Here is a 25,541-nt window from a genome sequence, read left to right on the forward strand (position 1 = left end):
GGCCCCCTTTCGCGTCCCCGCGGGGGTTGAGTGGTGTGGGCGCCCTGGGTGTGGGCGCCCAGGGTGTGTGCGTGTGGGCGCCTGGGTGACTTGGCCAGCCTGAGTCAGATTAGACAGGTTTGAACCAGCTCAGTCTGACTTCGACTGTCGAAATGCTGTGCTCAATCGCACGAGAGTCCCTGAGGACGACTGCTCCTTCACCGTCGTAGACTTGTACGCATGCTTTCTACCCGCTCTTCCTCTGCGTCGCTGACGACAACTGCCTCGCATTCGTTCGGCGTGGGAGTGCGCCTCATCATCAGCGCCATGCTCGCATTGCTGCTGATCGGGGCGCAGCTGGTCCTCTACCCCGGCACCTCGCACGGTGTGGGCCAACCGGGTGAGAAGCAGGAGAAGGTCTACGAAACACCGGCGGACCTCGGCGATGAAGCGAAGCCGCCGCAGCCGGTGGGCACGTCGTGGCTGGTGGGTGACCTCGACACGGGTGAAGTTCAGGCGGCGCACGATATCGACAAGAAGCACGCACCCGCCTCGACGATCAAGCTGCTGACCGCGCTAGCTCTTGTCGACGTGCTCGACGATCCCAAACAGAAGGTCGAGGCAGAGTTCGAGGACATGGAGATCGACGGCACGAAGGTCGGTCTCATGCAGAAGAACGAATACACCGTCGACCTGCTCTTCCACGCGATGCTGATGTCGAGTGCCAATGATGCCGCCAACGCCCTCGGTCGGGCCGCCGGCGGCCAGGAGAAGGCCGTGGCACTCATGAACAAGAAGGCCGAAGAGCTGGGGATGACGAACACTCACGCAGCCAACACCTCAGGCCTCGACGACACGAAACAGCACATGACGGCCTCAGACATGATGAAGCTGGCGTGGGCGGTGTGCGAGAACGATTACCTGATGGACGTCATCAGCACCGAGACGTACAAATTCCCGGGTGGCAAGAACCCGGATACTAAGGAGAAGTTCAAGGGCTACGAAATTCAGAACCATACGAAGATCGTCGGCCAGATCGACGGTGGGTTGGGCCTGAAGAACGGATTCACTCGCCAGGCCAAGGGTGCCTATATCGCCGTTGCCGAACGCGACGGGCATCGTGTGGTTTCGACGATGCTAGGCATCGACAACAACTCCCGCCAAGCCGCGGTCGACCTGCTCGAATGGGACTTCGCCCAGAAGGACCCGAAGTCTCTTCAGACCGTCCCTGTCGGCCAGTCGATGACGCCCAGTGCCGATGCGACTGCTTCGGAGAGCGGCAGTGATGCCAGCGGCGCCGACGCCGCTTCGGTCGGCACCGAGATGGACTCAGGCGATGGTGGCGAGGCGACTGAGTCCAAGGCCTCGGCGAAGATCCTCGGCGTCTCGAATGAAACTCTGCTTCCCGTCGGAATGCTGGTCGTTGCGGCTGCGCTTCTGATCACCGCGCTCATCATCTTGCTGAGTCTGCGTCGCGGCAAGACCTTCCGCTGATCAACCACTGTTTTGACTTCTCGTTTCCGATGCGGTTAAGCTGATGTCTTGCGTTCGGAGTCGTCCGGCTTCATTGAACCATCTGATCCGCTGAGCACGATGACACGTCGCTCATGAGTGAGAATTCAGATCCAGGTTCGACATTGCAAATGATTCGCCACGGACACTGTCTCACTTCGAATCGCAGATCCCCCACCGTGAAGGATCAACCCACACCACGGTGACATTTCAGCGGGCCAGCATCCGATTCGCTCCGATACTCGGCCAGCACCTCGGCGACCGCCCCGTCGCCACCACGAAAACAATGAGAACGACATGCGTTGATGCATGCCGTTCGACGAAGTAGCTAAGAAAGGAGGGAACGATGACTCAGTTCCCACAGTGGGTCCAGCGTGCCATTGAGCATGCAGGACTGATTGATCCGAAGATCAGCACCCGCAACGGCAAAGTCACGATCAGTGACATCACCGGCCGCGTCGTGCTGTTCACCGGTTCATCGCTGCGTGAGATCACGCCGCTGGCGGCCTGATCGCCGCCGTCTGTCGGGTTTTCCTTCGCACTGCTGGGTTTTAAGCAGAGCGAGAACCACGACAGTCTGAGCTCTGCCCGACATTTCGCAGGTTTCACCTGCAGGAATGTCGGGCATTTTCATTCTCCGCCCATTGCCCCTCGCCCACGCCGGTCAGCTACCATATATGCCTTGTAGGGTGATAACTCCATGCATTCTGTCCGAAAGGACGACCATTGCAGCAGAACTCACGACACCAGCTATCGTTTCTGGCCAGACGTCCCGAAGTCGTCACCGACATTCTTCAGGTCGTCAAGACGGTGATCGCGGCCACCGGCGCCTGGTGGCTGTCTGATAGCGTCCTGAACTCCCAGATGCCGTTCCTGGCTCCGTGGGCGGCGCTGCTGACAGTCCATGCCACCGTCCACCGCTCGCTGTCTCGCGGAGCGCAGTCGACGATCGCCTCAACCCTCGGTGTTGCCTTGTCCTTCGTCATCGGCAACTACCTGGGGGTGAGCATCTGGACTTTTGCTCTCGCGCTCCTGGTCGGCCTCACTGCTGCGCGGCTGCCGTGGATCCGCGATGAAGGTATTGCGATTGCAACAACCGGAATCTTCGTCCTCGGCAGCGGCTTCGACAGTCAGCAGCCCTTTCTCGGGGAGCGGATCTTGGAGCTCTGCGTCGGCGTCGCCGTCGGCATCGTCGTCAACCTCCTGGTGATTCCGCCTCTGCGCGATCAACAGGCAGCTCGCTATGTCGACAGCATCAACCGTCGCATGGGCGACATGTTGGTCGACATGGCAGATGAACTGGATGACGGCTGGGACACAGCCGATGCCGATGATTGGTTCGAGGAGACCGAATCGATGAGCCACGAGTTGAGCTCGGCATGGCAGTCGGTCAGATTCGCTCGTGAGAGCCAGAGGGCAAACCCGCGTTATCGTGTTCGCCGGAGACGCAACCCATCCGGTGAAGCCCACGATTCGGTGTCATCGGCAGAGGAGACTAACTACGAGAACATCCTGCAGCGGGTGGAAGAAGGCATCTCGCATCTGCGTCACCTGACCCGGACCCTACGTGAGGGCTCATATGCAAGGGGTGAATGGGACACTCACTTCCGCGAACAGTGGACCTCCATCGTCCGGGACGCAGGACGGGCGATTGCCGACCCCGATGCGGAGGTCGAACCGGTCTTCAAGCGGCTCGAACAGTTGTCGGTGAAAATGGCCAACGATGACGGCCTCCCCGAGCGTTCCTGGGCTCTCTACGGTTCGCTGATCGCAAGCATGCAGCATATCGCCGCCATCGTCGATGACGTCGCCTCGGCACGATCGGCGCGCGAATCTAGCTGACGCTGGAGGCTGCGGGCGCCTCGGCACTGTTCTGCACCGTGCTGGCCTCGGCCATGGTGGCCTCGACCACCTCGTCTCTGTCGTCAGCACGTGGCTCGAAGCGGACCATGACCGCCTTGAAGCCTGGTGTGTTCGACTCTCGTGCCACCAGGTCACGATGGACGAGTGCATTGGCTTCGGGAAAGTACGCTGCCACGCAGCCCCGAGCAGTCGGGTAAGAGACCATTCGGAATTTCTCGGCCCGACGCTCCTCACCGTTGAAGACGGAGACGACATCGACGAGCTGTCTGTCCTCAACGCCCGCAGGTGCGAGATCAGCGGGGTTGATGAGTATTACGCGCCGGCCGCCGGAGATGCCCCGGTACCGATCGTCGAGCCCGTAGAACGTGGTGTTGTATTGATCGTGCGAGCGCATAGTCTGCAGAATGAGGTGGCCTTCAGGCGGAATCAGGTATTCGAGCTGGCGCGTGGTGAACTGTGCCCGACCTTCTTCTGTCGCGAACGAGCGCTCGTCCCGTGGAGGATTGGGCAGGACGAAGCCGTATTTGTCGCGGACACGAGTGTTGAAATTCTCGGTTCCGGGGATGACTCTGGAGGCATGGTCGCGGATGACATCGTAGTCCTGCGCCATCGCCTTCCAGTCCACCACATGGTCGGGACCGAAGACCGCCTCGGCGATTCTGGCAAGGAGGACAGGCTCCGCCAGCAGGTGGTCGGAGACCGGCTCTAAACGTCCCTGTGTCTTGCTGACCACGGACATGGAGTTCTCGACAGACAGGAACTGAGCTCCCCCGGGGTGCTTATCATCGCGGTCAGTGCGTCCCAGTGTGGGCAGGATGATCGAAGTCTTGCCGTGGACGACATGTGAGCGGTTGGGTTTCGTCGAGATGTGTACCGTGAGTCCGGTCTGCTTGAGACCGGACTCCATCAATGCTGTGTCTGAATTCGCCATCGCCAGGTTTCCACCCAGCGCCATAAAGACATCGACATCGCCGCGTGCCATGGCCCGCATCGCCTCGGTGGAGTCGTAGCCATGTTCACGGGGCGCATCGATCCCGAACTCGGTGTCCAACAGGTGCAGGAACTCCTCTTTCGGCTTCTCCCAGACCCCGAACGTACGGTCACCTTGAACATTGGAGTGTCCCCGTACCGGGCACGCTCCTGCTCCCGGCTTGCCGAAGTTTCCCTGCAGGAGCAGCAGATTCACGATCTCCTTGATCGTGTCAACGGAGTGCGGCTGCTGTGTGATGCCCAATGCCCAGCAGAAGATCGTGGCCTTCGAGGTCGCCAGCATTCCGGCGACATGTTCAATCTCCGCGCGCTTGAGTCCAGTGGCGAGTTCGGTCTCGTCCCAATCGAGTTCCTCTCGTGCCTGCGCGTAGGAAGCGAAGCCCTCAGTTGATGAGTCGACGAAATCACGATCGACGACAGTGCCTGGAGCCTCAGCCTCCATCTTGAGCAGCAGATGCCCCAGGGCCTGGAACAGGGCCTGGTCTCCGCCGACCCGGATCTGGAGGAACTCATCACTGGTTCGCTCCCCGTCTGCCAGCAGTCCTTTCGGGGTCTGCGGATCTTTGAAGTTCAGGAGCCCGGCCTCCGGCAGCGGGTTCACCGCGACGACTTTGCCGCCGTTGCGTCGGCATTCAGCCAGGGATCCGAGCATGCGGGGGTGATTCGTTCCAGGGTTCTGTCCCACGACGAAGATGAGCTCAGCCTTGTTGAGATCTTCGAGGGACACGGTGCCCTTGCCGATCCCGATTGTGGGACTCAGCGCCGAGCCGGAGGACTCGTGGCACATATTCGAGCAGTCGGGAAGGTTGTTCGTCCCGATGCTCCTGGCCAGGAGCTGGTAGAGGAACGCCGTCTCATTGGGTGTGCGACCCGAGGTGTAGAAGACGGACCGGTCAGGCTCGGTGGCCCGAATGTGTTCACCGATGATCTCGAAGGCTTCGGACCATTCGAGGGGCGAGTAGTGTGTCTCCCCCTCCCTGATGATCATCGGGTGGGTGATTCGACCCGACTGCCCCAGCCAATACTCGGTCTTCTTCTCGAGAACGGAGATCGGGTGCTGTGCCCACCATCCGGGCGTCGCCACACGTGTCGTGTTCTCCTCGGCAAGTGCCTTCGCGCCGTTTTCGCAGAATTCGATCTTCTTCCGATCACCAGTGATCGATTCCGGCCAGGCGCAGCCGGGGCAGTCGACGCCGTCGGGCTGGTTGACTCGGAGCATCGACCGCACGGTCCGGCTGGCTCCACCCTGCTTGAGACCCCGTTCGAACGAGACCTCGACGGCCTTCAGACCCGCCGCCGCAGTCTTGGGTTCGGTCACCACCAGATCGGATTCGTCGATATCGTCGAATTCGACTTTTCGCCCACGCACACGTGTCATGAAGATCGCCTCTGATCTTGAGATGGAATTGATATATCACACCCTATCCTGTTGTCCGTGGACTGCACACTCCTGGATCTGGGAGTTGCCGGGCCGGTTCGCCAACTAAGGCGGTACGGGCCTGCGAAGAGGTGGACACTCAGAAGTCCCAGTCGCCGTCTTCCGTGTTCTCGGCCTTGCCGACGACGTAGGAGGATCCAGATCCGGAGAAGAAGTCGTGGTTCTATCGGCCGCGCTGGTGAGAGCCCCGTTCGCTGAAAACCTGGAGATGTTGGCCGGGGTCTGCAGGGGGCTGATTGTGGGTGATCTGAGGTCACGTGTGCTCGTTTTGTGCTCATGTCTCCGGGGCCACCACACATGGACCGATAACAACTTCACAACAGTGCTTTAGTCCCTCAGAATGTTCGCAAAACGCATGTAGTGTATTCTCATGAAATCTTCGAGGCCGCCCGCGGATTCGGAGCGCCCCGACAGCTCACAAGTCTCACACCTCTCATCGATTCCTCGCCACATTGAAAAGTGGCTCGACGCCTTCTTTGACGGAAGCCCCACGGTCCGCTTCACCTGCACTCCACAGTTCTACGAGCACATGTACTTTCGACTCCGAGAAGCAGCATCCGAGCACGGCTACGATCCTGACCTCATCGTCGGTCGCGGCGGCACTCTCGAATTTCGACTTCGAGCATCAGGACGAGAAGCGCAGACCGTCCCTACCCAGGATGAATCGGTACAAGAAGCCTTCAGTTCACCCAAACGGAATTCACCCAAACGGAATGAGCCGCAAATAATAGAATGCGCTTCTCCCGACGAGCTCATGACACGGCTCGAACTGCTTCGCGACAATATCTCACACGAAAGTGCCCACCGTCGGGAACTTGCGCGCCGGGCAGTGGCAGCAGGAATCAAAAAATCTCGCGTCTACATCAATGCTGGCGTTACCCCTCCGACTCTGAACCGATGGCTTCGCGACGACACCTCAGTCGGCAACGATCACGAGCCAGACCGACACCTGATATTGAGACGGCTCCAGGTTGCGAACACACACATACGGTCGAGTAAGGCTTTGCTGCGGGAACTCGCGTCCGAAGCTGCGCTAGCAATAGAAGACGTATCCAAGGTCGCACGAGCGGCAGGAATATCACGACAGGCCATCTACCGCTGGCTCAGGATCCGCAAATCGACCAACGGCTAGCCACACACAGCGCGCTGTTTGAGCACTGGACAGCAAACGTGCTGCCCCTCCCACCCCACGTCGTCTGCATGCAACCACGCGCCCAGCGTGGAGCAGCGCGCTCAGCGTGGAGCAGCGCCGGTCCTTGAACTCAACGAAGATCGCACCATCGAACCCTTGACGAGTCGCCACACCGCCGACTCCCTCCACTCCGTCACGCTCCCGCTCGATGCGGTCACGCACCCGCATGGGTGGGCGGTCCTGGAATGACGCACGGGCGTCGGCAGCGTTGCGGATCTTCTGCCAGTAGCGCCAAGTCGCTGTGCCGTAGTCCTCGGATTCGGTCATAAGTTCTATGATGTATCCGCTGCCCTCTAGCCATGCCCTCAATGTTCAGTCCAGCCTGAGTATCTCACCCGGCCGAGTGCAGGACCAGGCACGGTGGCATGCGACATGCCCCCGATGGAAGGGCACGACACCAGTCTTGCGTGACAGGTCTGTGTTGAACCGGCATCGTCAACGCGGATACAGTCGAGGTCGAAAACGTTCGCCGAGCCTTCTGGGATCGCCAGAATAAGGGAATGGTGGCCTTCGTGGCCTGCTTCTAGTCCTGCTGCTCTAGAATCACCCGTATTACGCTTTCACAGCGAGACGGGTGATAGGTGACTCATGCCTGAGCATGGTCGACCTAGCTTCTATCCGTTCCTCGTCATCGTCAGCGATTGCCACGTTAGCCACTCTCAGTCGGCCTCGACCATTCAGCGGTCCTTCTTGATGCGATTGAAGCGCGTCAGCGCGCGCAAAGAGGTTCGCGCAAGATTCCACCGAAGCCAAACTGAACCGGTTCCGCGACTATTCGCTTTCAGGCAACAACTGAAATCAGAGAAAGCCAGTCATGCAGCAGCTCAATGCCACTCAGATAAAGAAGTCCTTCATCAACACCTCTCGCCGCGAAGCCGAGAAAATCACGCCGCCAGCTAATCTCGCTGAGGTCGAGTGGGCGAAACTCGAATACTTTGGTTGGGCCGATACGAAAATTCCACAACGCGCGTACATCATCGTCCCCGTAGACGACGTGCCACGTGGACTGATGCTAAGGGTAGTACCCATATCGAAGTCCCAAGCGATGTGCAGTTGGTGCGAGGACCTGCACGAGACCATCGGCGTCCGGATGTTCACCGCGAAGAAGGCTGGGTCATCGGGGCGGAACGGCAATACGCTCGGGACGCTTATTCATGGCAATTTCGAATGTTCCGAGATAGTCAGGAACCCTCCTCGCGCAGTTGAAGGTCACAATGACTTCGAGACTCACGTATCGATGCGCATCGGCAAACTCAACGAGCGTGCCACGAACTTCGTCAAACGAGTTTTAGGCGAGAAATAATCCGCAATTAGGCTTGCCAAGCCCAACCGAGCCTGCGCCGGAACAACATAGGCTCCGCCGTAACCGCGGTGGGGCCATGTTGTGTCCGATATTCTGTTGCCATGCACTCACCGACGAGCCCAGCATGAGTACTTGTGCAGCAGTGTGGTGCGACCGGGATGCGATTGCGCGTGGCCTATGGATGCGCTGCTATGCGAGGTATAAACGCGGCCTTGGCGGGAGCGAGACACGGCAGTACACGATGCGAGAGACCAAGGATCGTGTGCGCTACGAGGTGACTGCGCATCGTGAGGCGGGTGAGTCCATCGCCGAGATTGCTGCCCCTGTGGGAGTCAACGAGTCGACGTTGGTTAAGTGGTTCAGAGAATGGGGTATGCGACCGGCTGTTGGTACACGCGGCCGCTCGTTGGCGACGAGCCGGTGGAAGCCATGGACATGTGAAGATGCTGTGGTCGCATACACCCGCACGGACCTGCCGGTCGCGGAACGTGCTGCAATGCTCGGCCGCTCATACACTGCCGTGGCCGGGTACGTCCGCGACAACCGGCAACGATCGAGCGACTCCTACCGGATCAAGTAGGCGCGAAAGGGCACCACTCGGACGAGCAAGTGATGGTCTGCACATGGACACCGGCGATATAATCCAATCCCGACGCCGACCAGCATTGAAGGCTAAGTCTCATGGCTATTCCACGTGATCTCATCAGACTGACCATTGCCCTTGCAACCGCTGCGACGGTAGCAGCCGGAATCACCTCTATTGTCACCTTGGCACGATCTCGCAGGACAGAGGGCGACCAGAAATATCACCCTTGGGACCACACCGTCTCGCAATCTGACAGCGCCGGGTAGTCTCGAAATAGTCTTGCGAGCGGCACAAATTCCCTCGGTATAATAAGGGCCCATTCGAACTGTAAGGGTGAATCATGGACCTGACTCAGAACAGCAAAGGCGAGTGCACACTACGCAACGATGAAACCACGGCCGTTTATCACGTCGCGGTGACAGGTGAGGTGTTCAAGGACATCAACGTTCCGGAACTTCAACCGAATCAAGACATCCAGTTTGAACTGGCCCCGGCTGCCCAACGACGTTCGGGCGAGTTGCGAGTCACATGGGAGACGCACCTAGGGGAAAAGCAAGTGCTCACGCAGGCACTTCACTAAGCAACGACCAACTACCCAGACCCCCGCTGCGAGAGTAAGGCTGGGTCGTCGTCGATACCGGCAATCTACACCGCGTTCGCCGACAGTACTCGGTTTCGCAGCGCGAGTTTCCCTCCGGGCGACGAGCTTTTCCACCTGACATGGGACAAGACACCCCACTTGTACGCCGCTCCGAGTTCACCAGCTCCTCCGGCCTCTGTCTCACGTTGGCCCTACGGTACGGTAAGGCCCAAGTGAGCGGCCTTTGTGCTAAGTCAAACATCACCTGCTCGTGAGACAGCCTCATGAGACCACTCACAGGGCCATATCGCATTTTCGCCTCAACGACAGAGCCTGCACCTCCGAAAATGGAAGTGCAGGCTCCTTGATCCTCGATTAGAAGTGATACTGCGATGCTTCGAGTATTGCCCTCGGCTGGACTAGCGCACGGATGATGACCCAGAGCGCAGCCAGGAGCGCAGCGTCGGATATCCGGCATTCATGCACGAGCGGTTCCGCGAACTCGTTGTTGCGGCAGATCCTGACGGAACGCTGATCCCCTCAATGTAGTCGCCCAAGACCGAGGAGTCGTGGTTCATGAGCGTGAAGAAACGAGCCAGCTTGTCGGCAGGGTTTCGATTCCACGACCTCCGGCATTCCGCCGCTTCGTTCGCGGTGTCAGAGGGCGCTTCGGTGTAGGTCATGCAGCACATGTCGGGCTACAATCAGGCGACGGTCACTCTCGACGTATACGCCGACCTATTCAGTACCGATGTGGATGATGTGGCGGCTCGGATTGATGCGGCACGGAATCGGAGTGGGCTCAAAATGTGCTTAAACGACAATTCTGCGGCGACAGGTGGGTGGATACAGGAAAGCGGCCCTCCCAAGCATTTCTGCCGGGATGGGCCGCTGACCTAGTGTTTCAGAAGTCCCAGTCGTCGTCTTCCGTGTTCTCGGCCTTGCCGATGACGTAGGAGGAACCGGAGCCGGAGAAGAAGTCGTGGTTCTCGTCGCTGTTGGGCGAGAGAGCCGCGAGGATCGCCGGGTTGACCTCGGTGACCTCCTTCGGGAACATCGCTTCGTACCCGAGGTTCATCAGGGCCTTGTTGGCGTTGTAGTGGAGGAACATCTTGCAGTCCTCGGCCAGACCCACCGAGTCGTAGAGGTCATGGGTATAGGCGACCTCGTTCTCGTAGAGCTCGAACATGAGGTTCATCGTGTAGTCCTTGAGCTCCTGTTTGCGCTCTTCAGACTGTGACTCCAGGCCCTTCTGGTACTTGTAGCCGATGTAGTAGCCGTGAACAGCCTCGTCGCGGATGATGAGGCGGATGAGGTCCGCCGTGTTCGTCAGCTTCGCATGTGCAGACCAGTACATGGGCAGGTAGAAGCCCGAGTAGAAGAGGAATGATTCCAGCAGTGTGGAGGCAACCTTGCGCTTGAGGGGGTCATCGCCTCGGTAGTAGCTGAGGATGATGTCAGCCTTGGACTGCAGGTAGGTGTTCTCCCGCGACCAACGGAACGCCTCGTCGATCTCCTTCGTCGAGCACAGGGTCGAGAAGATCGACGAATATGACTTTGCATGCACGCTCTCCATGAACGCGATGTTCGTCATCACAGCTTCCTCATGCGGCGTCACCGCATCGGGAATCAAGGAGATCGCACCCACGGTGCCCTGAATGGTATCGAGCAGTGTCAGACCGGTGAAGACGCGCATCGTCAGCGTCTTCTCCTCCTCCGTGAGTGTCGCCCACGAGGGGATGTCGTTGCTCAGCGGCACCTTCTCAGGCAGCCAGAAGTTTCCGGTGAGGCGATCCCAGACGTCATCATCGACGGGATCGATGACACGGTTCCAGTTGATGGCGTCGACATGCGACGCCAAAGTCAGGTTCTCCAACGTTTCCATCTCTCTTCCAAGTTGCAGGTACGCCGTGCGTACGTGTGGTCTGCCCAGCAGACTGAGAATGCTTTCTGCCCGGTCCCGCGAGTTCTGCGTACTTCAGGTCCACTCAACTCGCGGAATCCGGGTCATGGATTCAGCGGGCCGGTTCACACCGACCCGCTGAACCCATCGGTCACAGCATGCAGGATACGCAGCCATCGACCTCGGTGCCCTCCAGCGCGAGCTGGCGCAACCGGATGTAGTAGATGGTCTTGATGCCCTTGCGCCACGCGTAGATCTGCGCCTTGTTGATGTCACGAGTCGTGGCGGTGTCCATGAAGAACAAGGTCAGCGACAGCCCCTGGTCCACGTGCTTCGTGGCCTCGGCGTAGGTGTCGATGATCTTCTCATAGCCGATCTCGTAGGCATCCTGGTAGTACTTGAGGTTGTCGTTGTCCATGAAAGGCGCCGGGTAGTACACACGCCCGATCTTGCCCTCCTTGCGAATCTCGACCTTCGAGGCCACTGGGTGGATCGACGAGGTCGAGTTGTTGATGTAGGAGATCGATCCGGTAGGTGGAACAGCCTGCAGGTTCTGGTTGTAGATGCCGTGCTCGGCAACTGCAGCCTTGAGCTCACGCCAATCATCCTGAGTAGGGATATGCACGCCGGCTTCGGTGAACATCGCGGCCACACGCTGGGTGCGTGGTTCCCACGCTTCCTCGGTGTACTTATCGAAGTATTCACCGGTCGCGTACTTCGACCTCTCGAATCCGGCGAAGGCAGCTTTACGTTCCTTCGCGATCTCCATCGACGCACGCACACAGTGGTAGGCGACGGTGTAGAAGTACATGTTCGTGAAGTCGAGACCCTCATCCGAACCGTAGTAGATGTGCTCCCGGGCAAGGTAGCCGTGAAGGTTCATCTGGCCAAGTCCGATGGCATGCGACATGTCATTGCCGCGGGCGATCGAAGGAACCGACTGGATGTCAGAGGTCTCAGCGACAGCGGTCAGCCCGCGGATCGCGGTCTCGATGGTCTGCCCGAAGTTCTCGGAATCCATCGTCAGTGCGATGTTGAGAGAACCGAGGTTGCAGGAGATGTCCTTGCCGACGACGTCGTATCCGAGATCGGAGTCGTACTTACTGGGCTCGGAAACCTGAAGGATCTCTGAACACAGGTTCGACATGATGATCTTGCCGTCGATCGGGTTCGCCTTGTTCACCGTGTCTTCGAACATGACATAGGGGTAACCGGACTCGAACTGGATCTCTGCCAAGGTCTGGAAGAACTCGCGGGCATTGATCTTGTTCTTCTTGATGGCAGCGTTGTCGACCATCTCCTCGTACTTCTCTGTCACGTTGACGTCAGAGAAGGGCATGCCGTAGACGCGCTCGACGTCGTAGGGACTGAAGAGGTACATGTCCTCGTTGCGCTTGGCCAATTCAAAGGTGATATCCGGAATGACGACGCCCAATGACAGAGTCTTGATCCGGATCTTCTCATCCGCGTTCTCGCGCTTGGTGTCGAGGAACTTGTAGATGTCGGGGTGGTGAGCGTGCAGGTACACAGCTCCGGCACCCTGTCGTGCACCCAGCTGGTTGGCGTAGGAGAAGGAGTCTTCGAGCAGCTTCATGACGGGGATGACACCCGAGGACTGGTTCTCGATCTTCTTGATCGGTGCACCGGACTCGCGGATATTGGTCAGGGCAAAGGCCACACCGCCGCCGCGCTTCGACAGCTGCAGCGCGGAGTTGATGGAGCGGCCGATGGACTCCATATTGTCTTCGATGCGCAGCAGGAAGCAGGAGACGAGCTCGCCGCGCTGCTTCTTGCCCGCGTTGAGGAAGGTCGGGGTGGCCGGCTGGAAGCGACCGTGGATGATCTCGTCGACGAGCTGCTTAGCCAGTGTCTCGTCGCCGCGAGCAAGGAACAGTGCGACCATGACGACACGATCTTCGAAGCGTTCGAGGTAGCGCTTTCCGTCGAAGGTCTTCAGCGTGTAGGAGGTGTAGAACTTGAAAGCACCGAGGAAGGTCTGGAACCGGAACTTAGCCGAATAGGCGTGCTTCGAAAGCTCCTCGATGAAGTCGAAGGAGTACTGATCGAGGACTTCGGGTTCGTAGTATTCCTTCTCGACGAGGTAGTCGAGCTTCTCCTTGAGGTCGTGGAAGAAGACGGTGTTGTTGTTGACATGCTGCAGGAAGTACTGCCTGGCAGCCTGTTTGTCACGCTCGAACTGGATCCGACCGTCCTGGTCATACAGATTCAGCATGGCGTTGAGCGCATGGTAGTCAAGATCCGTCTCTTCGCGGATGATGTCTTCTACATTGCGGTCTTCAGCGAGCTCACGCACAGTTTGTCCAATCCTAAATTCACTGCTTCGACGTCCTCTGGGGTTCCGAGGAGTTCGACACGGTACAGCACGGGTACATTGCATTTCGCGGCCACTTTGCGTGCCGCGCGACAGTATTCTTCGCCGAAGTTCGTATTTCCGGCGCCGATGACGCCGACGAGATGGCGGCGATTCGATTCGATGTTGAGGAACTTGATCACTTGTTTGGGGACGGCGCCTCTGTTGGGGCCGGCTCCGTAGGTGGGAGTCACAAGGACGAACGGTTCGTCGATCGCCAGCGTCTCATCTTTTGTCAGCAGGGGAAGTCGGCGTGAGGGGTGCCGCAGCTTGCTGACGAATCGGTCGGTGTACTCAGAGCTGCTCGAGTAGTAGACCAGGAGCATGTCAGGCTACAACGGAAACCGAGGTCTGCTCTCCGGCCAGGGTGGCGATCTTGTCCGGACGGAAACCTGACCAGTGGTCGTTATCAGTGACAACGACGGGAGCCTGCATGTAGCCCATGGCCTTGACGACGTCCAAGGCGTTCTCATCGACACTGAGATCGACCGATTTGTACTTCAGCCCTTTGGCATCGAGCGCACGGTACGTGGCGTTGCACTGGACGCAAGCTGGCTTGGTGTACACGGTGATCATCGCGACTCCTCATTTCTGCACTTCGGCTTAGATTTCACGGTATTTCCACTAGTTTCATGACCTAGACAATGACGAATATCACGTAGATCATGCCCGAGTGTGACCACTAGATGTTGTGTTCGAGGTCGACTCTACCCCTATATCCAGTGTTACACCAGTGTTCTTTCGACCATCCACAACCTGTGCTCAAACAGTCCACAGTCATCCACAAGTCACGAATGACACCGTTGTAGTTCGATCACCTGCGAGGACACTGGCCTATGAGGCCGAAGAGCCGTATTCAGGCACCGCGCTCGGGACCGTTTTCCACACCTGTCCACAGATAAAATTTTCCCCTGTGGGTACTTCGTCGGCGTGTCACATTCGATTCCCTCTCCGATCCCCTGGCGTCCCATTTCATAGTCGTTCCCACCCCATCTCCACGGTCGCTCCCACCTCCTTTCCACCATCACCCCTGAGTGTTTCGCACTGTTCTTCATACTTGTGTGTCGGTCTTCAAATGGTATGTGTCGGTACTGACACGAAAGAGTCCAGTCGGGTGTCAGGGTCAACCCATATGCTGGTTCTGTCAGCCAGTTGAGATTCGAGAGGCACCAGCATGACGGCAACGGCACCCGCCAACACTCAAGAGATCGCACACGCCCAATCGATCCTGAGCGGTCTGGAATCCTATCTTGACCATTTCGTCGTCGGACAGCAGCGCCTGCGCGAGAGTCTGCTCATCGGTCTCCTCTCCAGCGGCCACCTTCTCCTGGAGAGTGTTCCCGGGCTTGCCAAGACAACTGCGGCGGCGGCGCTGGCCAATGCTGTGGATGGAAAGTTCTCCCGCATCCAGTGCACGCCCGATCTGCTGCCCGCTGACATCATCGGCTCGCAGATCTACAACGCCCAAGAAGGCTCTTTCAATACAGTCCTGGGCCCGGTACACGCCAACATCGTCCTCCTCGACGAGATCAACCGCTCGTCGGCGAAGACGCAGAGTGCCATGCTCGAGGCCATGCAGGAGAAGCAGACGACGATCGGCGGCCAGCGGTTCGATCTTCCCCGTCCTTTCCTCGTCATGGCCACACAGAACCCGATCGAGCAGGAGGGCACCTACCAGTTGCCCGAAGCTCAGCTCGATCGGTTCATGATCAAAGACCTCCTGACCCATCCGAACCCCAATGAGGAGATGGAGATCCTGTCGCGACTCGATTCGGGTGTCTTCGATCGCGACTCCGTCCCGAAGCCCTCCTGCAGCCTCGAAGATGTGGAGACGCTGCAGCAATATGCACGCACCATCTACGTCGACCCGTCGATCACCCGATACCTTGTCGAACTCGTCCATGCGACGAGGAACACCACGAAATATCTGGGTCGCCTGGCTCCCTTCATCGAATATGGGGCCAGCCCCCGCGCCTCGATCGCCTTCACCAACGCGGGACGAGCTCTGGCGATGATCCGAGGCCGCAACTACGTTATCCCCGAAGACATCAAGGATCTGGCCCACCGAATCCTCGCTCACCGCATCCAGCTCAACTTCGAAGCCGCAGCGGAGAACATCACGAGCGCACAGGTCGTCGATGCCCTTCTCATAGCCGTCCCCACTCCCTGATCGGGTGCATCGATGACTGCTCTGCTCAATCGGATCAAAGCGCGGATGACCATCCACGCGCACCGTCGAACCCGCAGGCTCCTCGACGGGGACTATTCCTCTGTCTTCCACGGGCACAGCCTCGACTTCGACGACCTGCGCGACTACATTCCCGGCGACGAGATCCGCGACATCGACTGGAAGGCCACGGCCCGACACTCGAACCCGCTGGTCAAACGCTATGTCGCCCACCGCAGGCACATTCTCGCGCTCGTCGTCGACTCGTCCCGGAACTTCGACGCCGTGACCTCGGCCGGGGTCGACAAGCGACAGCTCGCGATCCTCATGGCCGGCATGACCGGATACCTCGCCGTACGCCACGGAGATGACGTGATGCTCATCCACGGCAGCGCACAACGCACCACCGCGTCCCCCCGCAAGGGCAGTGAAGCCCACTTGGAGAACCTTCTGCAGCAAATCCTCGCCGAGGCGGGCACCGACGCCGACGGTTCGATCGATGAGCAGCTGCAGTGGATCGCCTCGCACATCAATCACCGGATGCTTGTGGTCGTCATCTCCGACCAGGCTCCGCTCGGCGAGAAGGAGGAAGCCACAATCAAACGTCTGCGTGCACAGCACGAGATCCTGTGGATCACGATCACCGACGCGGACCTGGCACAACTGCCGGCCACCTCGGCGCCGTTCGATGTCTCCCGCCCTGATGTCGGTCTGCCCACCTCCGTGATGGCCAACCCGAACGTACGCAATGAATTCCTCGTTGCGGAAGCAAGCCGCAGGCAGCACCGAATCGACCTGCTCTCGAAGCTCGGAATCTCACACACCGAAATCGCCCATCAGGACCAAGCTCTGGGCAATCTCCACACTCTTCTGCTGAGGCACCGCCGTGGGCCCCGCTGAGCTCGTCGGCCCCCTGCAGATCTCGGTCTGGTGGTATGTCGCCGCCGCCGTGGTTCTGCTGGCCGCCGCCCTCAACCTGTTCGCTCCGCTGCTGCGCGCGGCGGCCGGATCAGGGATGAAGTCCCGACCGCGGATTCCCATCCCTGTTCGCAGCACCTACATGTCTCGGATCGGCGCGGTCGAGTCGAAACTGGATGCGGGTGAAGCCGATGTCCGCGATGCGGCTCGGGAACTGGCGAAGATCGTGCGCGAGTTCGCCCATCACGCATGGGGCGTCAAGGCCGAACACCTCACCTACCGAGATGCAGCTGTGGCCGGCCTCGACGACCTCGCGGAGTCCTTGTCTGGCCTCTACGAAGCAGAGTTCGCCGAGGACGACGTCAATGATCTGGGGCCCCAGATCGCTGGCGCAAGAAAGCTGGTGACCCGATGGTCCTGATGTTCTGGTGGCTGGCCCTCGTCCTCCTCGTGCTTGCCGCGGCAGCAGTCTTCTTCTTCCGCAGACCCAAGGCCACCGCGTCGTCACTGGCTGTGGCGCACAGCGGCCGAATGACAAGCCTGCCCAGCTTCCGCAAAGCCATGCGGACCCGTCTGATGACGACCGTCGCCTTCCTCGCCGTCATCGCACTCACCGGTCTCTCCACCCTCGCAGGGATTTCTCGCCCCGCTTGGGTCGAGACCGTCAATCCGGAGAAGAAGCTGCGAGATGTCATGCTCTGCCTCGATGTGTCCGGTTCGATGCTCGGCTATGACGCGGACCTCCTCGAGGCCTACCAGGAGCTCGTCGACCGATTCGACGGTGAACGCATCGGAATGACCGTGTTCAACTCGACCGCCGTCTCCGCCTTCCCTCTCACCGATGACTACGACATGGTCCAGAACTATCTCGAGGAAGCCGAGGAGGGCTTCCGCACCTGGGGCTCCGAAGGCACCGATTACTCCTGGTCGACCTCGCCTCCCAACATCGGCGGTTCCTCCCTCATCGGAGACGGACTCGTCTCCTGCGTGGACAATTTCGACCGTCAGGACGAAGATCGGTCTCGTTCGATCATCTTCGCCACCGACAACATGCTTGCCGGTGACCCTCTGTTCGACCTCGACGAAGCCACCGACATCGCTGTTGACTCCAAGGTCAGGGTCTACAGCCTCTCTCCCCCGTCGGTGCTCACGAACCCGCAGACAAAGGAACTGAAGTCGGTCTCCGATCGCACCGGAGGCAAACAGTTCGACATGGGTTCGGCATCGACGATCGATCGGATCGTCGCAGAGATCCAAAGTCAGGAGGCCGAGAACACTCCGGGCCGTTCCTACACCGTCGTCCATGACATGCCCGCAGTTCCCCTCGGAATCGCAGTCTTCGGCCTCGCCGGTGTCTTCGTTCTGGCTTGGAGGACGAAATCATGATCTTCGATCCCGTCTTCACCTGGTTCGGATGGGGCTTCCTCGTCCTCGCCCTGCTGACCGTGTGCATCATCCCGGCAGTGCGCGGGGATGGACCTCGCTGGAAATGGTTCGCACGCATGGGCATCGTCGCCGTGCTCGCACTCGCCCTGGCCCGACCGGGCATTCCCATCAAATCCTCGACCGAGGAATACGAGGCAGCCGCCGACGTCTACTTCCTCGTCGATACGACGACTTCGATGGCCGCCGAGGACTATGACGGTGACAAGACCCGACTGGAAGGGGTCAAGAAGGACATGTTGGAGCTGGCAGAGCAGCTCCCCGGCACCAGGATGAGCATCATCTCCTTCGCCTCGACCGCATCGACGGTCATGCCTCTGACGACCGACCATACGGCGTTCGCCTCCGCCGTCGATGTCCTCAGTCCGGAGATGTCGCTGAACTCGAACGGATCCTCCATCACCGAGGCGGGCGCTGAGCTGGACAAGCGGATGAAGTCCAATCAGGAAGATCGTCCGGACAACAAGAGCCTCGTCTTCTACTTCGGCGACGGCGAGCAGACCTCCGAGTCCCCCGTCGACTCGTGGTCATCCTTCGCCTCCCGCATCGACAGCGGGGCGGTGTTCGGCTACGGAACGTCTCAGGGCGGAAAGATGAAGGAATCCCAGCCATTCGGCTACGGTGCGGGTTCAGGCGGGGGCCCCGGCCTCGGTGATCCTGGTGATACCGGCGGGACCGGAGATGGTGACGGGTCCGCAGGAACGGACGGCGAGTACATCCTCGACGGACAGGGCAATCCTGGGATCTCAACGATCGACGAGACGAACCTCAGACAGATCGCGAACGACCTCGGTGTGAAGTACCACCACCGTGACGGCGGAGCCTCGATGTCGAGCGTGTACACGGCACCGAAGTACGATCAGGCGCTGGTCAAGAAGGATGGGCGGGTCACCGTCGACGAATACTTCTGGGTCCCCCTGCTTCTCGTGTTCGCATGGATCGCGGTCGAAATGGTCTTCGGCGTCCGCGAGCTGCTGCGGTTGCGCACGATTGCGCCCAAACCACGAGGAGGACGGTCATGAACCGGATCACTCGCAGTTGGTCGACGATGCGCAGGCTCTCGCGCGTCAACCTCATCATCGGATCCGTCCTCCTCCTCGTGTTCGGCTATGTGGCTGTGACCCTCTACTTCGGCGCAGCATCTCAGGTTCGCTACGCGTCGAATGATTTCCCTGGAGCGAAGAAGGCGTCGACCGCGTTCCTCACACTCAGCCCGATCCAACGCCATATCGGCTACTACAACCGCGGCACCGCAGAGGCGGCCGTCGGCGATTTCGAACCGGCGCAGGCAGACCTCGAATCCGCTCTTGAGATCACCCCTGTCCGTGACGAATGTGCCGTGAGGATCAACCTGTCCTACGTGTATGAGAAGCTCGCCGACGAGGTCGCGGACCAAGATCCAGGACAGTCGGACGAACTCTACGACCAGTCGCTGCAGACCTTGGAAGATGCTCCAGAGGAATGCCAGCCCAAGAAGAGCGAAGAGAAGCAGAAGAGCGACGAAGCGAAGAAGCGCGTGGAAGACAAGAAGGCCGGAGAGAAGTCGAAGCAGGAAGGCTCCGAGAGCGACGACTCCGATGGCTCCGAGGGCGAGGATCCGAAGAACGGCGACTCCGGAGATGACTCGAAGAAGAAGGACGAAGGTCAGGACTCCGGCGAAGGCGAGGAGAAATCCGACGACTCGGAGGGGAAGTCCGAAGAGCAGAAGAAACGCGACAAGCTGAAGGAACGCGGCGAGGACTCGGAACGTCAGCAGCGCCAGCAGGGGCCCGGCGGAGACGGGGGCCGTTCCGCCCCGGACAAACCGTGGTGAGGCACCTGTGAAATCATGAGTCCATGAACTCTCCGGACACCTCTGCTGGCAGCACTTCGACCCCTCGACTGCGGGCCTCACTGAAGACATTCCCGCCGTATGTTCCGGGGAAGGCGCCCAAGCGAATCGACGGGCTCGCCTCGTTCAAGCTGTCCTCGAACGAAAACTACCTCGAGCCGCTGCCGGCGGTCACTAACGCCATGGTCGCTCACGCGAAGAACCCCGCTGTGTACCCCGATGACGGAGCACTGGCGCTGCGCACCGAACTGGCCGAGCGCCTGGGCGTGAGCATCGATGAACTCGTCGTGACCACCGGCGCCAGCGAACTGCTCGTGGCACTGACCCAGATCACTTCGGACGCCACCACGGAAGCGATCTATCCCTGGCCGTCATTCGAAATGTATCCCCAGACGACAGGGCTGGCCGGGTCGAAACGGATCGAGGTGCCGGTACGCGACGACGGTCGACAAGATCTGGACGCCATGGCGGCGGCGATCACCGATCGAACCAGTCTCATCATTCTCTGCTCCCCGAACAATCCGACGGGACCAGCACTTCGCGACGATGAGGTCCGGCAGTTCCTCACGCAGGTGCCAGACCATGTGCTCGTCGCCCTCGACGAGGCCTATTGGGAGTTCGCCACCGCCGAGGGCCTCGTCGATGGCGTCGACCTTGTGGCCGATCATCCCAATGTCGTTCTGGTCAGGACCTTCTCCAAGGCTCACGCCCTGGCGGGCCTGCGGGTCGGATACGCCCTCGCTCACACAGCCGTGATCCAAGGTCTACTGAAAGCCGTCATCCCCTTCGGTGTCACCGATATCAGCCAGGCGGCCGCACTTGAATCACTGCGTCACAGCGAGGAGGTCGACGTCCGGGCCAAGGAGATCGCTGCCGTTCGCGATGAATTCGCCCACGCGCTGCGCGACCAGGGTTGGGACGTGCCTGAGGCGCAGGGGAACTTCGTGTGGCTGCCCCTTGGCCAGTTGTCCTCAGCCTTTGAAGATGCCTGCGTCGAGCAGGCCGTTGCGGTACGCAACCTCGGCGACGGGGTGCGTATCAGCATCGGTGAACAAGAGGGGCTCGACCGTGTCCTCGCGGTCGCCGCAGCCTTCTACTCCGAGCACTTCGACTAAGCACATCGAGCTGACTGGACCGGCCCGGGACGCCTCTCAGAGTTCTGCGAGCTCAAGGGCCAAGGCCACGGCTTGAACCGATTCCGCCCGGGTGAGGTCGCGGCCCAACAGCGTCTCGATCTTCGCCATTCGTGCACGCACTGTGTGGCGGTGGATGCCGAGTTCAGCTGCGACCGCATCCCGCACTCCTCCTGCTGCGATGAAGGCTCGCAGCGTCAGCAGCAGGTCCTGTTCGTCGCGTGAAGCAAGGAGCGTGCCCAGCACTCGGTCGACGAATCTCTGTGCCGCTGACTCATCGATCGACGACAGCAGTGCCCGCACATCCGAGGTCGCACTTTCGTGCTGCGTTCGCCACACGGTCCACGTGTGGTGGACCTGAGTCAGTGGGATCATCTTCGCAAACAGCTTGTCGAGTCCGGTGACCTCCGCAACCCGATCGACCGTACTCGCATGACCCGCTGCCAGTTCGGCCGCATCGAGACGGCTCTGGTACGCCCTCTGGGTACCGGGTTCGATGACCCCGAGCATCGAACCCGCACGGACCAGGAGAGTTCCATCACCCAGATCACCCAGCAGCGTCTCCGGGACCCCACCTCGCACATTGCCGAAGACCGTGAACTTCACTCGTGAGACCGGAGCCAGGCCGGTCTCGCGCACCCACTCGGCCCGAGCCTGTCCTGCCGTCAAGGGAGTCGTGAAGAGCTGTGAATCCGCTCGCCGAGGCGGGACCTCTGTGATGTTCAGACTCAACAGTGCCGCTGCAGTGGAAAGCAGCAGTCCACGGGTGCGCGGATTGCCGGCCACCTCGGCGGGGGCGAGGATCCATCCTCGAACCTGCTCGTCTCCGACCGGAACGGCTTCGACGATTTCCACCTCAGTACGCAGAAGACGCGGCGCCATCGAGGGTTTGAGAGCTTCGGCAATCAGGTCATGCCGCACAAGGTTCTCGGCATCGGTGCCGGTCAGCCCCCTGCCTGTGGGTGAGACGAACCGAACGTCCGTCCCCAGAGTGCTGGCCAGATCTGCGACAAGCGCGGCGGGACCCTGATGCGCGAGGTCGGTGGCGAACCGCCGTCCCGCACTGCTGGCCCGGGTGAGCTCTCGGTTCGTCTCCTCCTCACGCATTCTGGTGAAGGCATCGACGACCGCGACGAAAGGAACAGGTTCGGGGACCCCGAACAGTGGAAGCTCCTGAGCTTCTGCGTGCTCGATCAGCGCCGGTGGAAGCGCCTGCCACGGCAAAGCGGAGCCAAGGCCGATGCCGAGCGCAAGGACCCCCACACGCTTGAGGCGCCCGACATAGTCGCCCACGCCCTCGCCGCCAAGGTCCTGACCGACGCCGATCGTGAGCAGAACCTCTCCTCCGGCCAACCATTCGTCAACCGCGGGCAGCTCCGAGGAGTGCACGATCGTGACATCGGCCGATCCGGCGCTCGGAGAATCGACGACGACGTCGAGCGCGAGTTCCTGACGTGCCCAGAGCTGACCCAAGGTGACCATGAGATCCATACTATCCGCAATGGATATCTACATTTTCAAATCCTCCATTCTGGATATTCGCGCTGTGTGAGCCACGTCCTAGGCTGATGGCAATCACGCACCACAGAGAACATTCACGAATTCAAAGGAGAGCCGATGTCGACTCAGCCCATTGGACCAGCCGATTACAGCCAGACACCACGTTTCGCGGGGCCACCGACCTTCGGTCTGCTCCCGCGCATCGACGAGGTCGAAGCACAGCGACCAGGTGAGAAGATCGACGTCAAGATCCTCGGCGTCCCCTTCGACGCCGGCGTCAGCTACCGTCCGGGCGCACGATTCGGCCCCGCCCACATCCGCCAGTCCTCCAAACTGCTGCGCCCTTACAACCAGGCAACGAACGTCCACGCGTTCACCTGGCAGCAGGTCGCCGACTGTGGTGACCTTGGCGTCAACCCCTTCGACATCGAAGAGGCCATCACCGAAGTCGAACGGACCGCCGATGAGATGCGTGCTGATGGGGCCAAGCTGCTCACACTCGGCGGCGACCACACACTGGCCCTGCCGAACCTGCGTTCCCTGCACAAGACGCACGGCAAGATCGCGGTCCTGCACTTCGACGCCCACCTCGACACCTGGGACACCTACTTCGGTGCCCCGTACACGCACGGCACCCCGTTCCGCCGCGCCAGCGAAGAAGGTCTGCTCGACCTCGAGTCCTGTATGCATGTCGGCATCCGCGGACCGCTCTACGGCGAAAAAGACCTGGAAGACGACGCTGTGCTCGGATTCCAGATCATCCGCAGCGACGACTACCAGTTCACGTCCGTCCAGGAAGTCGTGGCTCGGATGCGCAGACGACTCGGCGATGCACCCGTCTACCTGTCCGTCGACATCGACGTCCTCGACCCTGCTGCCGCCCCCGGCACAGGCACCCCCGAGGCAGGCGGCATGACGAGCCGCGAACTGCTCAACTCGATTCGCGGACTCCAGGGGCTCAATGTCGTCGGAGCCGAGATCGTCGAAGTGGCGCCCGCCTATGACCATGCCGAGATCACCGGACTCGCCGCGGCCCATGTCGGCTACGAAATGCTCTCCCTGTGGGCTGCCGAGGCCAATGGTCTCACCGGTCCTTCGGGCCCCAGCGGCGAAGCCCTCGGGGTCTGAAGATGGCAGATAACAAGAACATCGCGCCTGGCGAGGAGTTCCGCAACGGCGGCCGGGCCGTCATCGCGACCCTGGCCGCGCACGGCGTCGACACGATCTTCGGAATTCCCGGCACACACAACCTCGAGTTCTACCGACACCTGAGCGAATTCGGAATCCGTGCCATCACACCCCGCCACGAGCAGGGTGCCGGCTACGGTGCCGACGGATATTTCCTCGTCTCCGGCAAACCCGGAGTCGTCATCACCACCTCGGGTCCGGGGTTGACGAATGTCATCACGGCCGCGGCGACTGCCTATGCGGAGTCACGCCCGATGCTCATCCTCTCCCCCGGTGTTCCCACCGGGCTTGAGCGCGCCGATGTCGGAATGCTCCATGAGACAAAGGATTCCTCCGGGGCGCTGAACCGCCTGCTGGTCTCCTCTCAGCGCACCCGCACGGCCGAGGGTGCTGCGCAGGCCGTCGCCGAAGCGTTCGTCATGTTCTCCTCCTCACGCCCGGGTCCCGTTCACATCGAGGTGCCCCTCGACGTGCTCGAGGGCGTCTGGAACGGCAGTGTTCCGACGCAGATCCCTGGCCGCTGTCCGGGTCTGGACCCGCGAGTCATCTCTCGTGCCGCCGAGGCGGTGGGCAGTGCCACTCGTCCGCTCATCGTCGCCGGTGGCGGGGCCCGCAAGGCGAGCGCCGAGGTCAGGGCCTTCGCGGAGGAACTCGATGCCCCGGTGGCCACAACCGCCAATGGCAAGGGCATCATCTCCGAGGACCACCCGCTGTCTTTGGGCTCCAACGTTCGCTTCCCCAGCGTTCAAGCCGAGTCCGCGGCAGCCGATGTGCTCATCGTCCTCGGCTCCGAACTCGCCGACTCCGACCTCTGGGGCGGACTCATCGGCGCCCAGACATCGGCCGGCATCCGCGACGAAGCCTCCACACAGGTCGTCATCCGCTGCGATATCGACCCCGACCAGCTGGGCAAGAACCTCGGCGGGGATATCCTCGCCTGCGCCGATGCGGGGGAATTCCTCACCGCACTGATGACCGAGCTGGACCAGAACGCGCCCACGACCACCTCGGCGAGAGAAGTCACCCCCACAGGAAGCGGAGCCGAACGTGTCGCGGCGATCCGAGACTCCTGGGGTTCGGACTTCGACTTCGAGTCCATCGGCGCTCGTGTCACTCGCCTCGTCGAACAGGGTGCGGGACCCTCTGTTGTCGTCGCCGGGGACTCATCCCAGGTCACCTACGACGGGTCGGTGCACGCGCTGACGGCCAGCACACCCGATCAGCTGCTCTACATGCCCGGTTTTGCGACCTTGGGCTACGGTATTCCTGCTGCCATCGGGGCAAAGCTGGCCGACAGTGCGCGTCCGGTCGCCTGCATCCTGGGAGATGGAGCTGCCATGTTCTCCATCCAGGAGCTGATGACGGCGGGCGAGCTGGGGTTGGGGATTCCCTTCGTCATCGTCGACAACGGCGGGTACGCCGAAATCGAGGCTCAGATGGTCGACCGGACGATCGAGCCGTTCGCGGTCAGACTCGCCCGTCCCGACTTCGCGGCCCTGGGCCGGTCCATGGGTGGGTCAGGGGTGACGATCGCTGAGTCCGACATCGACGAGCTGCTGCCGACCGCCGTGGCTGAGGCGCTCGACCGGACCGTTCCCACCACCATTCACATCACACTCGGGTGCTGAAGCACCCGTTGAGCCG

General features: G+C 60.6%; 22 protein-coding genes. 15 read left to right on the top strand and 7 right to left on the bottom strand.

The annotated features are described in order from the left end of the window. Positions 1 to 219: 219 nt before the first annotated feature. From ACE03M_RS01690 to ACE03M_RS01700, 3 genes are all read left to right on the top strand, one after another. Entirely contained in the window at positions 220 to 1,473 is a 1,254-nt protein-coding gene (locus ACE03M_RS01690; protein ID WP_485932403.1) for a D-alanyl-D-alanine carboxypeptidase family protein, read from the top strand. A 364-nt stretch (positions 1,474 to 1,837) separates the two neighbouring features. Further along, positions 1,838 to 2,002 carry a hypothetical protein gene (locus ACE03M_RS01695; RefSeq protein WP_186293211.1) on the top strand — a complete coding sequence of 55 codons (165 nt, stop codon included), beginning with the start codon at positions 1,838 to 1,840 and terminating at the stop codon, positions 2,000 to 2,002. Between the two features lie 215 nt (positions 2,003 to 2,217). Then, the gene (locus ACE03M_RS01700) at positions 2,218 to 3,333 is read left to right on the top strand and encodes an FUSC family protein (RefSeq protein ID WP_143924171.1); all 1,116 of its coding nucleotides are present in this window, start codon (positions 2,218 to 2,220) and stop codon (positions 3,331 to 3,333) included. Here ACE03M_RS01700 and ACE03M_RS01705 read toward each other — a convergent pair. Together ACE03M_RS01705 and ACE03M_RS01710 are read right to left on the bottom strand one after the other, a co-directional pair. Beyond that, entirely contained in the window at positions 3,326 to 5,722 is a 2,397-nt protein-coding gene (locus ACE03M_RS01705; RefSeq protein WP_143924172.1) for an FdhF/YdeP family oxidoreductase, read from the bottom strand. The two genes, ACE03M_RS01700 and ACE03M_RS01705, sit on opposite strands and share 8 nt — an antisense overlap. Before the next feature lie 1,138 nt (positions 5,723 to 6,860). Further along, positions 6,861 to 7,241 (bottom strand): hypothetical protein, encoded by a 381-nt coding sequence (locus tag ACE03M_RS01710; RefSeq protein ID WP_485932406.1) that lies wholly within the window; start codon positions 7,239 to 7,241, stop codon positions 6,861 to 6,863. A gap of 547 nt (positions 7,242 to 7,788) precedes the next feature. Here ACE03M_RS01710 and ACE03M_RS01715 point away from each other — a divergent pair. The 3 genes from ACE03M_RS01715 (at position 7,789) to ACE03M_RS01725 (ending at position 9,443) form a co-directional block, all read left to right on the top strand. After that, positions 7,789 to 8,277 (top strand): FBP domain-containing protein, encoded by a 489-nt coding sequence (locus ACE03M_RS01715; protein ID WP_485932408.1) that lies wholly within the window; start codon positions 7,789 to 7,791, stop codon positions 8,275 to 8,277. Between the two features lie 124 nt (positions 8,278 to 8,401). After that, on the top strand, positions 8,402 to 8,857 hold the full coding sequence (locus tag ACE03M_RS01720) for a hypothetical protein (protein WP_485932410.1): 456 nt from the start codon (positions 8,402 to 8,404) through the stop codon (positions 8,855 to 8,857). 346 nt (positions 8,858 to 9,203) lie between these two features. Continuing rightward, entirely contained in the window at positions 9,204 to 9,443 is a 240-nt protein-coding gene (locus tag ACE03M_RS01725) for a hypothetical protein (protein ID WP_143924175.1), read from the top strand. 904 nt (positions 9,444 to 10,347) lie between these two features. Here the strand turns inward: ACE03M_RS01725 and nrdF are convergent. From nrdF to nrdH, 4 genes are all read right to left on the bottom strand, one after another. Further along, positions 10,348 to 11,328 carry a class 1b ribonucleoside-diphosphate reductase subunit beta gene (gene nrdF / locus ACE03M_RS01730; protein ID WP_198396928.1) on the bottom strand — a complete coding sequence of 327 codons (981 nt, stop codon included), beginning with the start codon at positions 11,326 to 11,328 and terminating at the stop codon, positions 10,348 to 10,350. A gap of 169 nt (positions 11,329 to 11,497) precedes the next feature. Further along, positions 11,498 to 13,624, bottom strand: a complete 2,127-nt coding sequence (gene nrdE / locus ACE03M_RS01735; protein WP_260848195.1) for a class 1b ribonucleoside-diphosphate reductase subunit alpha — start codon at positions 13,622 to 13,624, stop codon at positions 11,498 to 11,500. Between the two features lie 5 nt (positions 13,625 to 13,629). Beyond that, complete coding sequence (gene nrdI, locus ACE03M_RS01740) at positions 13,630 to 14,043, bottom strand: class Ib ribonucleoside-diphosphate reductase assembly flavoprotein NrdI (protein WP_143923443.1); 414 nt, start codon at positions 14,041 to 14,043, stop codon at positions 13,630 to 13,632. Between the two features lies 1 nt (position 14,044). Then, complete coding sequence (nrdH, locus tag ACE03M_RS01745) at positions 14,045 to 14,293, bottom strand: glutaredoxin-like protein NrdH (RefSeq protein WP_092106910.1); 249 nt, start codon at positions 14,291 to 14,293, stop codon at positions 14,045 to 14,047. Positions 14,294 to 14,891: 598 nt separating this feature from the next. On the opposite strand from nrdH, the gene ACE03M_RS01750 reads away from it, so the two are divergent. Genes ACE03M_RS01750 through ACE03M_RS01780 form a run of 7 tightly spaced genes read left to right on the top strand, consistent with a single transcriptional unit; the run spans position 14,892 to position 21,191 of the window. Then, positions 14,892 to 15,887 carry an AAA family ATPase gene (locus ACE03M_RS01750; protein ID WP_485932413.1) on the top strand — a complete coding sequence of 332 codons (996 nt, stop codon included), beginning with the start codon at positions 14,892 to 14,894 and terminating at the stop codon, positions 15,885 to 15,887. A 12-nt stretch (positions 15,888 to 15,899) separates the two neighbouring features. After that, positions 15,900 to 16,784 (top strand): DUF58 domain-containing protein, encoded by an 885-nt coding sequence (locus ACE03M_RS01755; protein WP_485932415.1) that lies wholly within the window; start codon positions 15,900 to 15,902, stop codon positions 16,782 to 16,784. Next, positions 16,771 to 17,223, top strand: a complete 453-nt coding sequence (locus ACE03M_RS01760; protein WP_485932417.1) for a hypothetical protein — start codon at positions 16,771 to 16,773, stop codon at positions 17,221 to 17,223. Before ACE03M_RS01755 ends, ACE03M_RS01760 begins: the two co-directional genes overlap by 14 nt. Then, positions 17,214 to 18,188, top strand: a complete 975-nt coding sequence (locus tag ACE03M_RS01765; protein WP_485932419.1) for a vWA domain-containing protein — start codon at positions 17,214 to 17,216, stop codon at positions 18,186 to 18,188. The genes ACE03M_RS01760 and ACE03M_RS01765 overlap by 10 nt, the downstream gene beginning before the upstream one ends. Next, on the top strand, positions 18,185 to 19,267 hold the full coding sequence (locus tag ACE03M_RS01770; protein WP_143923448.1) for a vWA domain-containing protein: 1,083 nt from the start codon (positions 18,185 to 18,187) through the stop codon (positions 19,265 to 19,267). The genes ACE03M_RS01765 and ACE03M_RS01770 overlap by 4 nt, the downstream gene beginning before the upstream one ends. Beyond that, positions 19,264 to 20,058 carry a tetratricopeptide repeat protein gene (locus ACE03M_RS01775; RefSeq protein WP_485932421.1) on the top strand — a complete coding sequence of 265 codons (795 nt, stop codon included), beginning with the start codon at positions 19,264 to 19,266 and terminating at the stop codon, positions 20,056 to 20,058. The genes ACE03M_RS01770 and ACE03M_RS01775 overlap by 4 nt, the downstream gene beginning before the upstream one ends. Before the next feature lie 23 nt (positions 20,059 to 20,081). Continuing rightward, positions 20,082 to 21,191: a histidinol-phosphate transaminase gene (locus tag ACE03M_RS01780; protein WP_485932423.1), complete on the top strand. Its 1,110-nt coding sequence runs from the start codon at positions 20,082 to 20,084 to the stop codon at positions 21,189 to 21,191. 36 nt (positions 21,192 to 21,227) lie between these two features. Here ACE03M_RS01780 and ACE03M_RS01785 read toward each other — a convergent pair whose 3' ends face one another. Beyond that, positions 21,228 to 22,691, bottom strand: a complete 1,464-nt coding sequence (locus ACE03M_RS01785; RefSeq protein ID WP_485932424.1) for a PucR family transcriptional regulator — start codon at positions 22,689 to 22,691, stop codon at positions 21,228 to 21,230. Between the two features lie 135 nt (positions 22,692 to 22,826). On the opposite strand from ACE03M_RS01785, the gene speB reads away from it, so the two are divergent. Beyond that, positions 22,827 to 23,837 (top strand): agmatinase, encoded by a 1,011-nt coding sequence (gene speB / locus ACE03M_RS01790; protein WP_143923452.1) that lies wholly within the window; start codon positions 22,827 to 22,829, stop codon positions 23,835 to 23,837. A 2-nt stretch (positions 23,838 to 23,839) separates the two neighbouring features. Continuing rightward, on the top strand, positions 23,840 to 25,525 hold the full coding sequence (locus tag ACE03M_RS01795) for a thiamine pyrophosphate-binding protein (protein WP_485932426.1): 1,686 nt from the start codon (positions 23,840 to 23,842) through the stop codon (positions 25,523 to 25,525). The last annotated feature ends 16 nt before the right edge of the window (positions 25,526 to 25,541 follow it).

This window comes from Brevibacterium sp. AGC70, from assembly GCF_057334195.1.

What these genes read in the sequence shown, in the direction of transcription:
- ACE03M_RS01690 (WP_485932403.1), top strand. Translation starts at nt 220, where the DNA reads ATGCTTTCTACCCGCTCTTCCTCTGCGTCGCTGACGACAACTGCCTCG.
- ACE03M_RS01695 (WP_186293211.1), top strand. Translation starts at nt 1,838, where the DNA reads ATGACTCAGTTCCCACAGTGGGTCCAGCGTGCCATTGAGCATGCAGGA.
- ACE03M_RS01795 (WP_485932426.1), top strand. Translation starts at nt 23,840, where the DNA reads ATGGCAGATAACAAGAACATCGCGCCTGGCGAGGAGTTCCGCAACGGC.
- nrdI (WP_143923443.1), bottom strand. Translation starts at nt 14,043, where the DNA reads ATGCTCCTGGTCTACTACTCGAGCAGCTCTGAGTACACCGACCGATTC.
- ACE03M_RS01750 (WP_485932413.1), top strand. Translation starts at nt 14,892, where the DNA reads ATGACGGCAACGGCACCCGCCAACACTCAAGAGATCGCACACGCCCAA.
- nrdH (WP_092106910.1), bottom strand. Translation starts at nt 14,293, where the DNA reads ATGATCACCGTGTACACCAAGCCAGCTTGCGTCCAGTGCAACGCCACG.
- ACE03M_RS01765 (WP_485932419.1), top strand. Translation starts at nt 17,214, where the DNA reads ATGGTCCTGATGTTCTGGTGGCTGGCCCTCGTCCTCCTCGTGCTTGCC.
- speB (WP_143923452.1), top strand. Translation starts at nt 22,827, where the DNA reads ATGTCGACTCAGCCCATTGGACCAGCCGATTACAGCCAGACACCACGT.
- ACE03M_RS01715 (WP_485932408.1), top strand. Translation starts at nt 7,789, where the DNA reads ATGCAGCAGCTCAATGCCACTCAGATAAAGAAGTCCTTCATCAACACC.
- ACE03M_RS01710 (WP_485932406.1), bottom strand. Translation starts at nt 7,241, where the DNA reads ATGACCGAATCCGAGGACTACGGCACAGCGACTTGGCGCTACTGGCAG.
- ACE03M_RS01775 (WP_485932421.1), top strand. Translation starts at nt 19,264, where the DNA reads ATGAACCGGATCACTCGCAGTTGGTCGACGATGCGCAGGCTCTCGCGC.
- ACE03M_RS01725 (WP_143924175.1), top strand. Translation starts at nt 9,204, where the DNA reads ATGGACCTGACTCAGAACAGCAAAGGCGAGTGCACACTACGCAACGAT.
- ACE03M_RS01705 (WP_143924172.1), bottom strand. Translation starts at nt 5,722, where the DNA reads ATGACACGTGTGCGTGGGCGAAAAGTCGAATTCGACGATATCGACGAA.
- ACE03M_RS01755 (WP_485932415.1), top strand. Translation starts at nt 15,900, where the DNA reads ATGACTGCTCTGCTCAATCGGATCAAAGCGCGGATGACCATCCACGCG.
- ACE03M_RS01770 (WP_143923448.1), top strand. Translation starts at nt 18,185, where the DNA reads ATGATCTTCGATCCCGTCTTCACCTGGTTCGGATGGGGCTTCCTCGTC.
- nrdF (WP_198396928.1), bottom strand. Translation starts at nt 11,328, where the DNA reads ATGGAAACGTTGGAGAACCTGACTTTGGCGTCGCATGTCGACGCCATC.
- ACE03M_RS01785 (WP_485932424.1), bottom strand. Translation starts at nt 22,691, where the DNA reads ATGGTCACCTTGGGTCAGCTCTGGGCACGTCAGGAACTCGCGCTCGAC.
- ACE03M_RS01780 (WP_485932423.1), top strand. Translation starts at nt 20,082, where the DNA reads ATGAACTCTCCGGACACCTCTGCTGGCAGCACTTCGACCCCTCGACTG.
- ACE03M_RS01720 (WP_485932410.1), top strand. Translation starts at nt 8,402, where the DNA reads ATGAGTACTTGTGCAGCAGTGTGGTGCGACCGGGATGCGATTGCGCGT.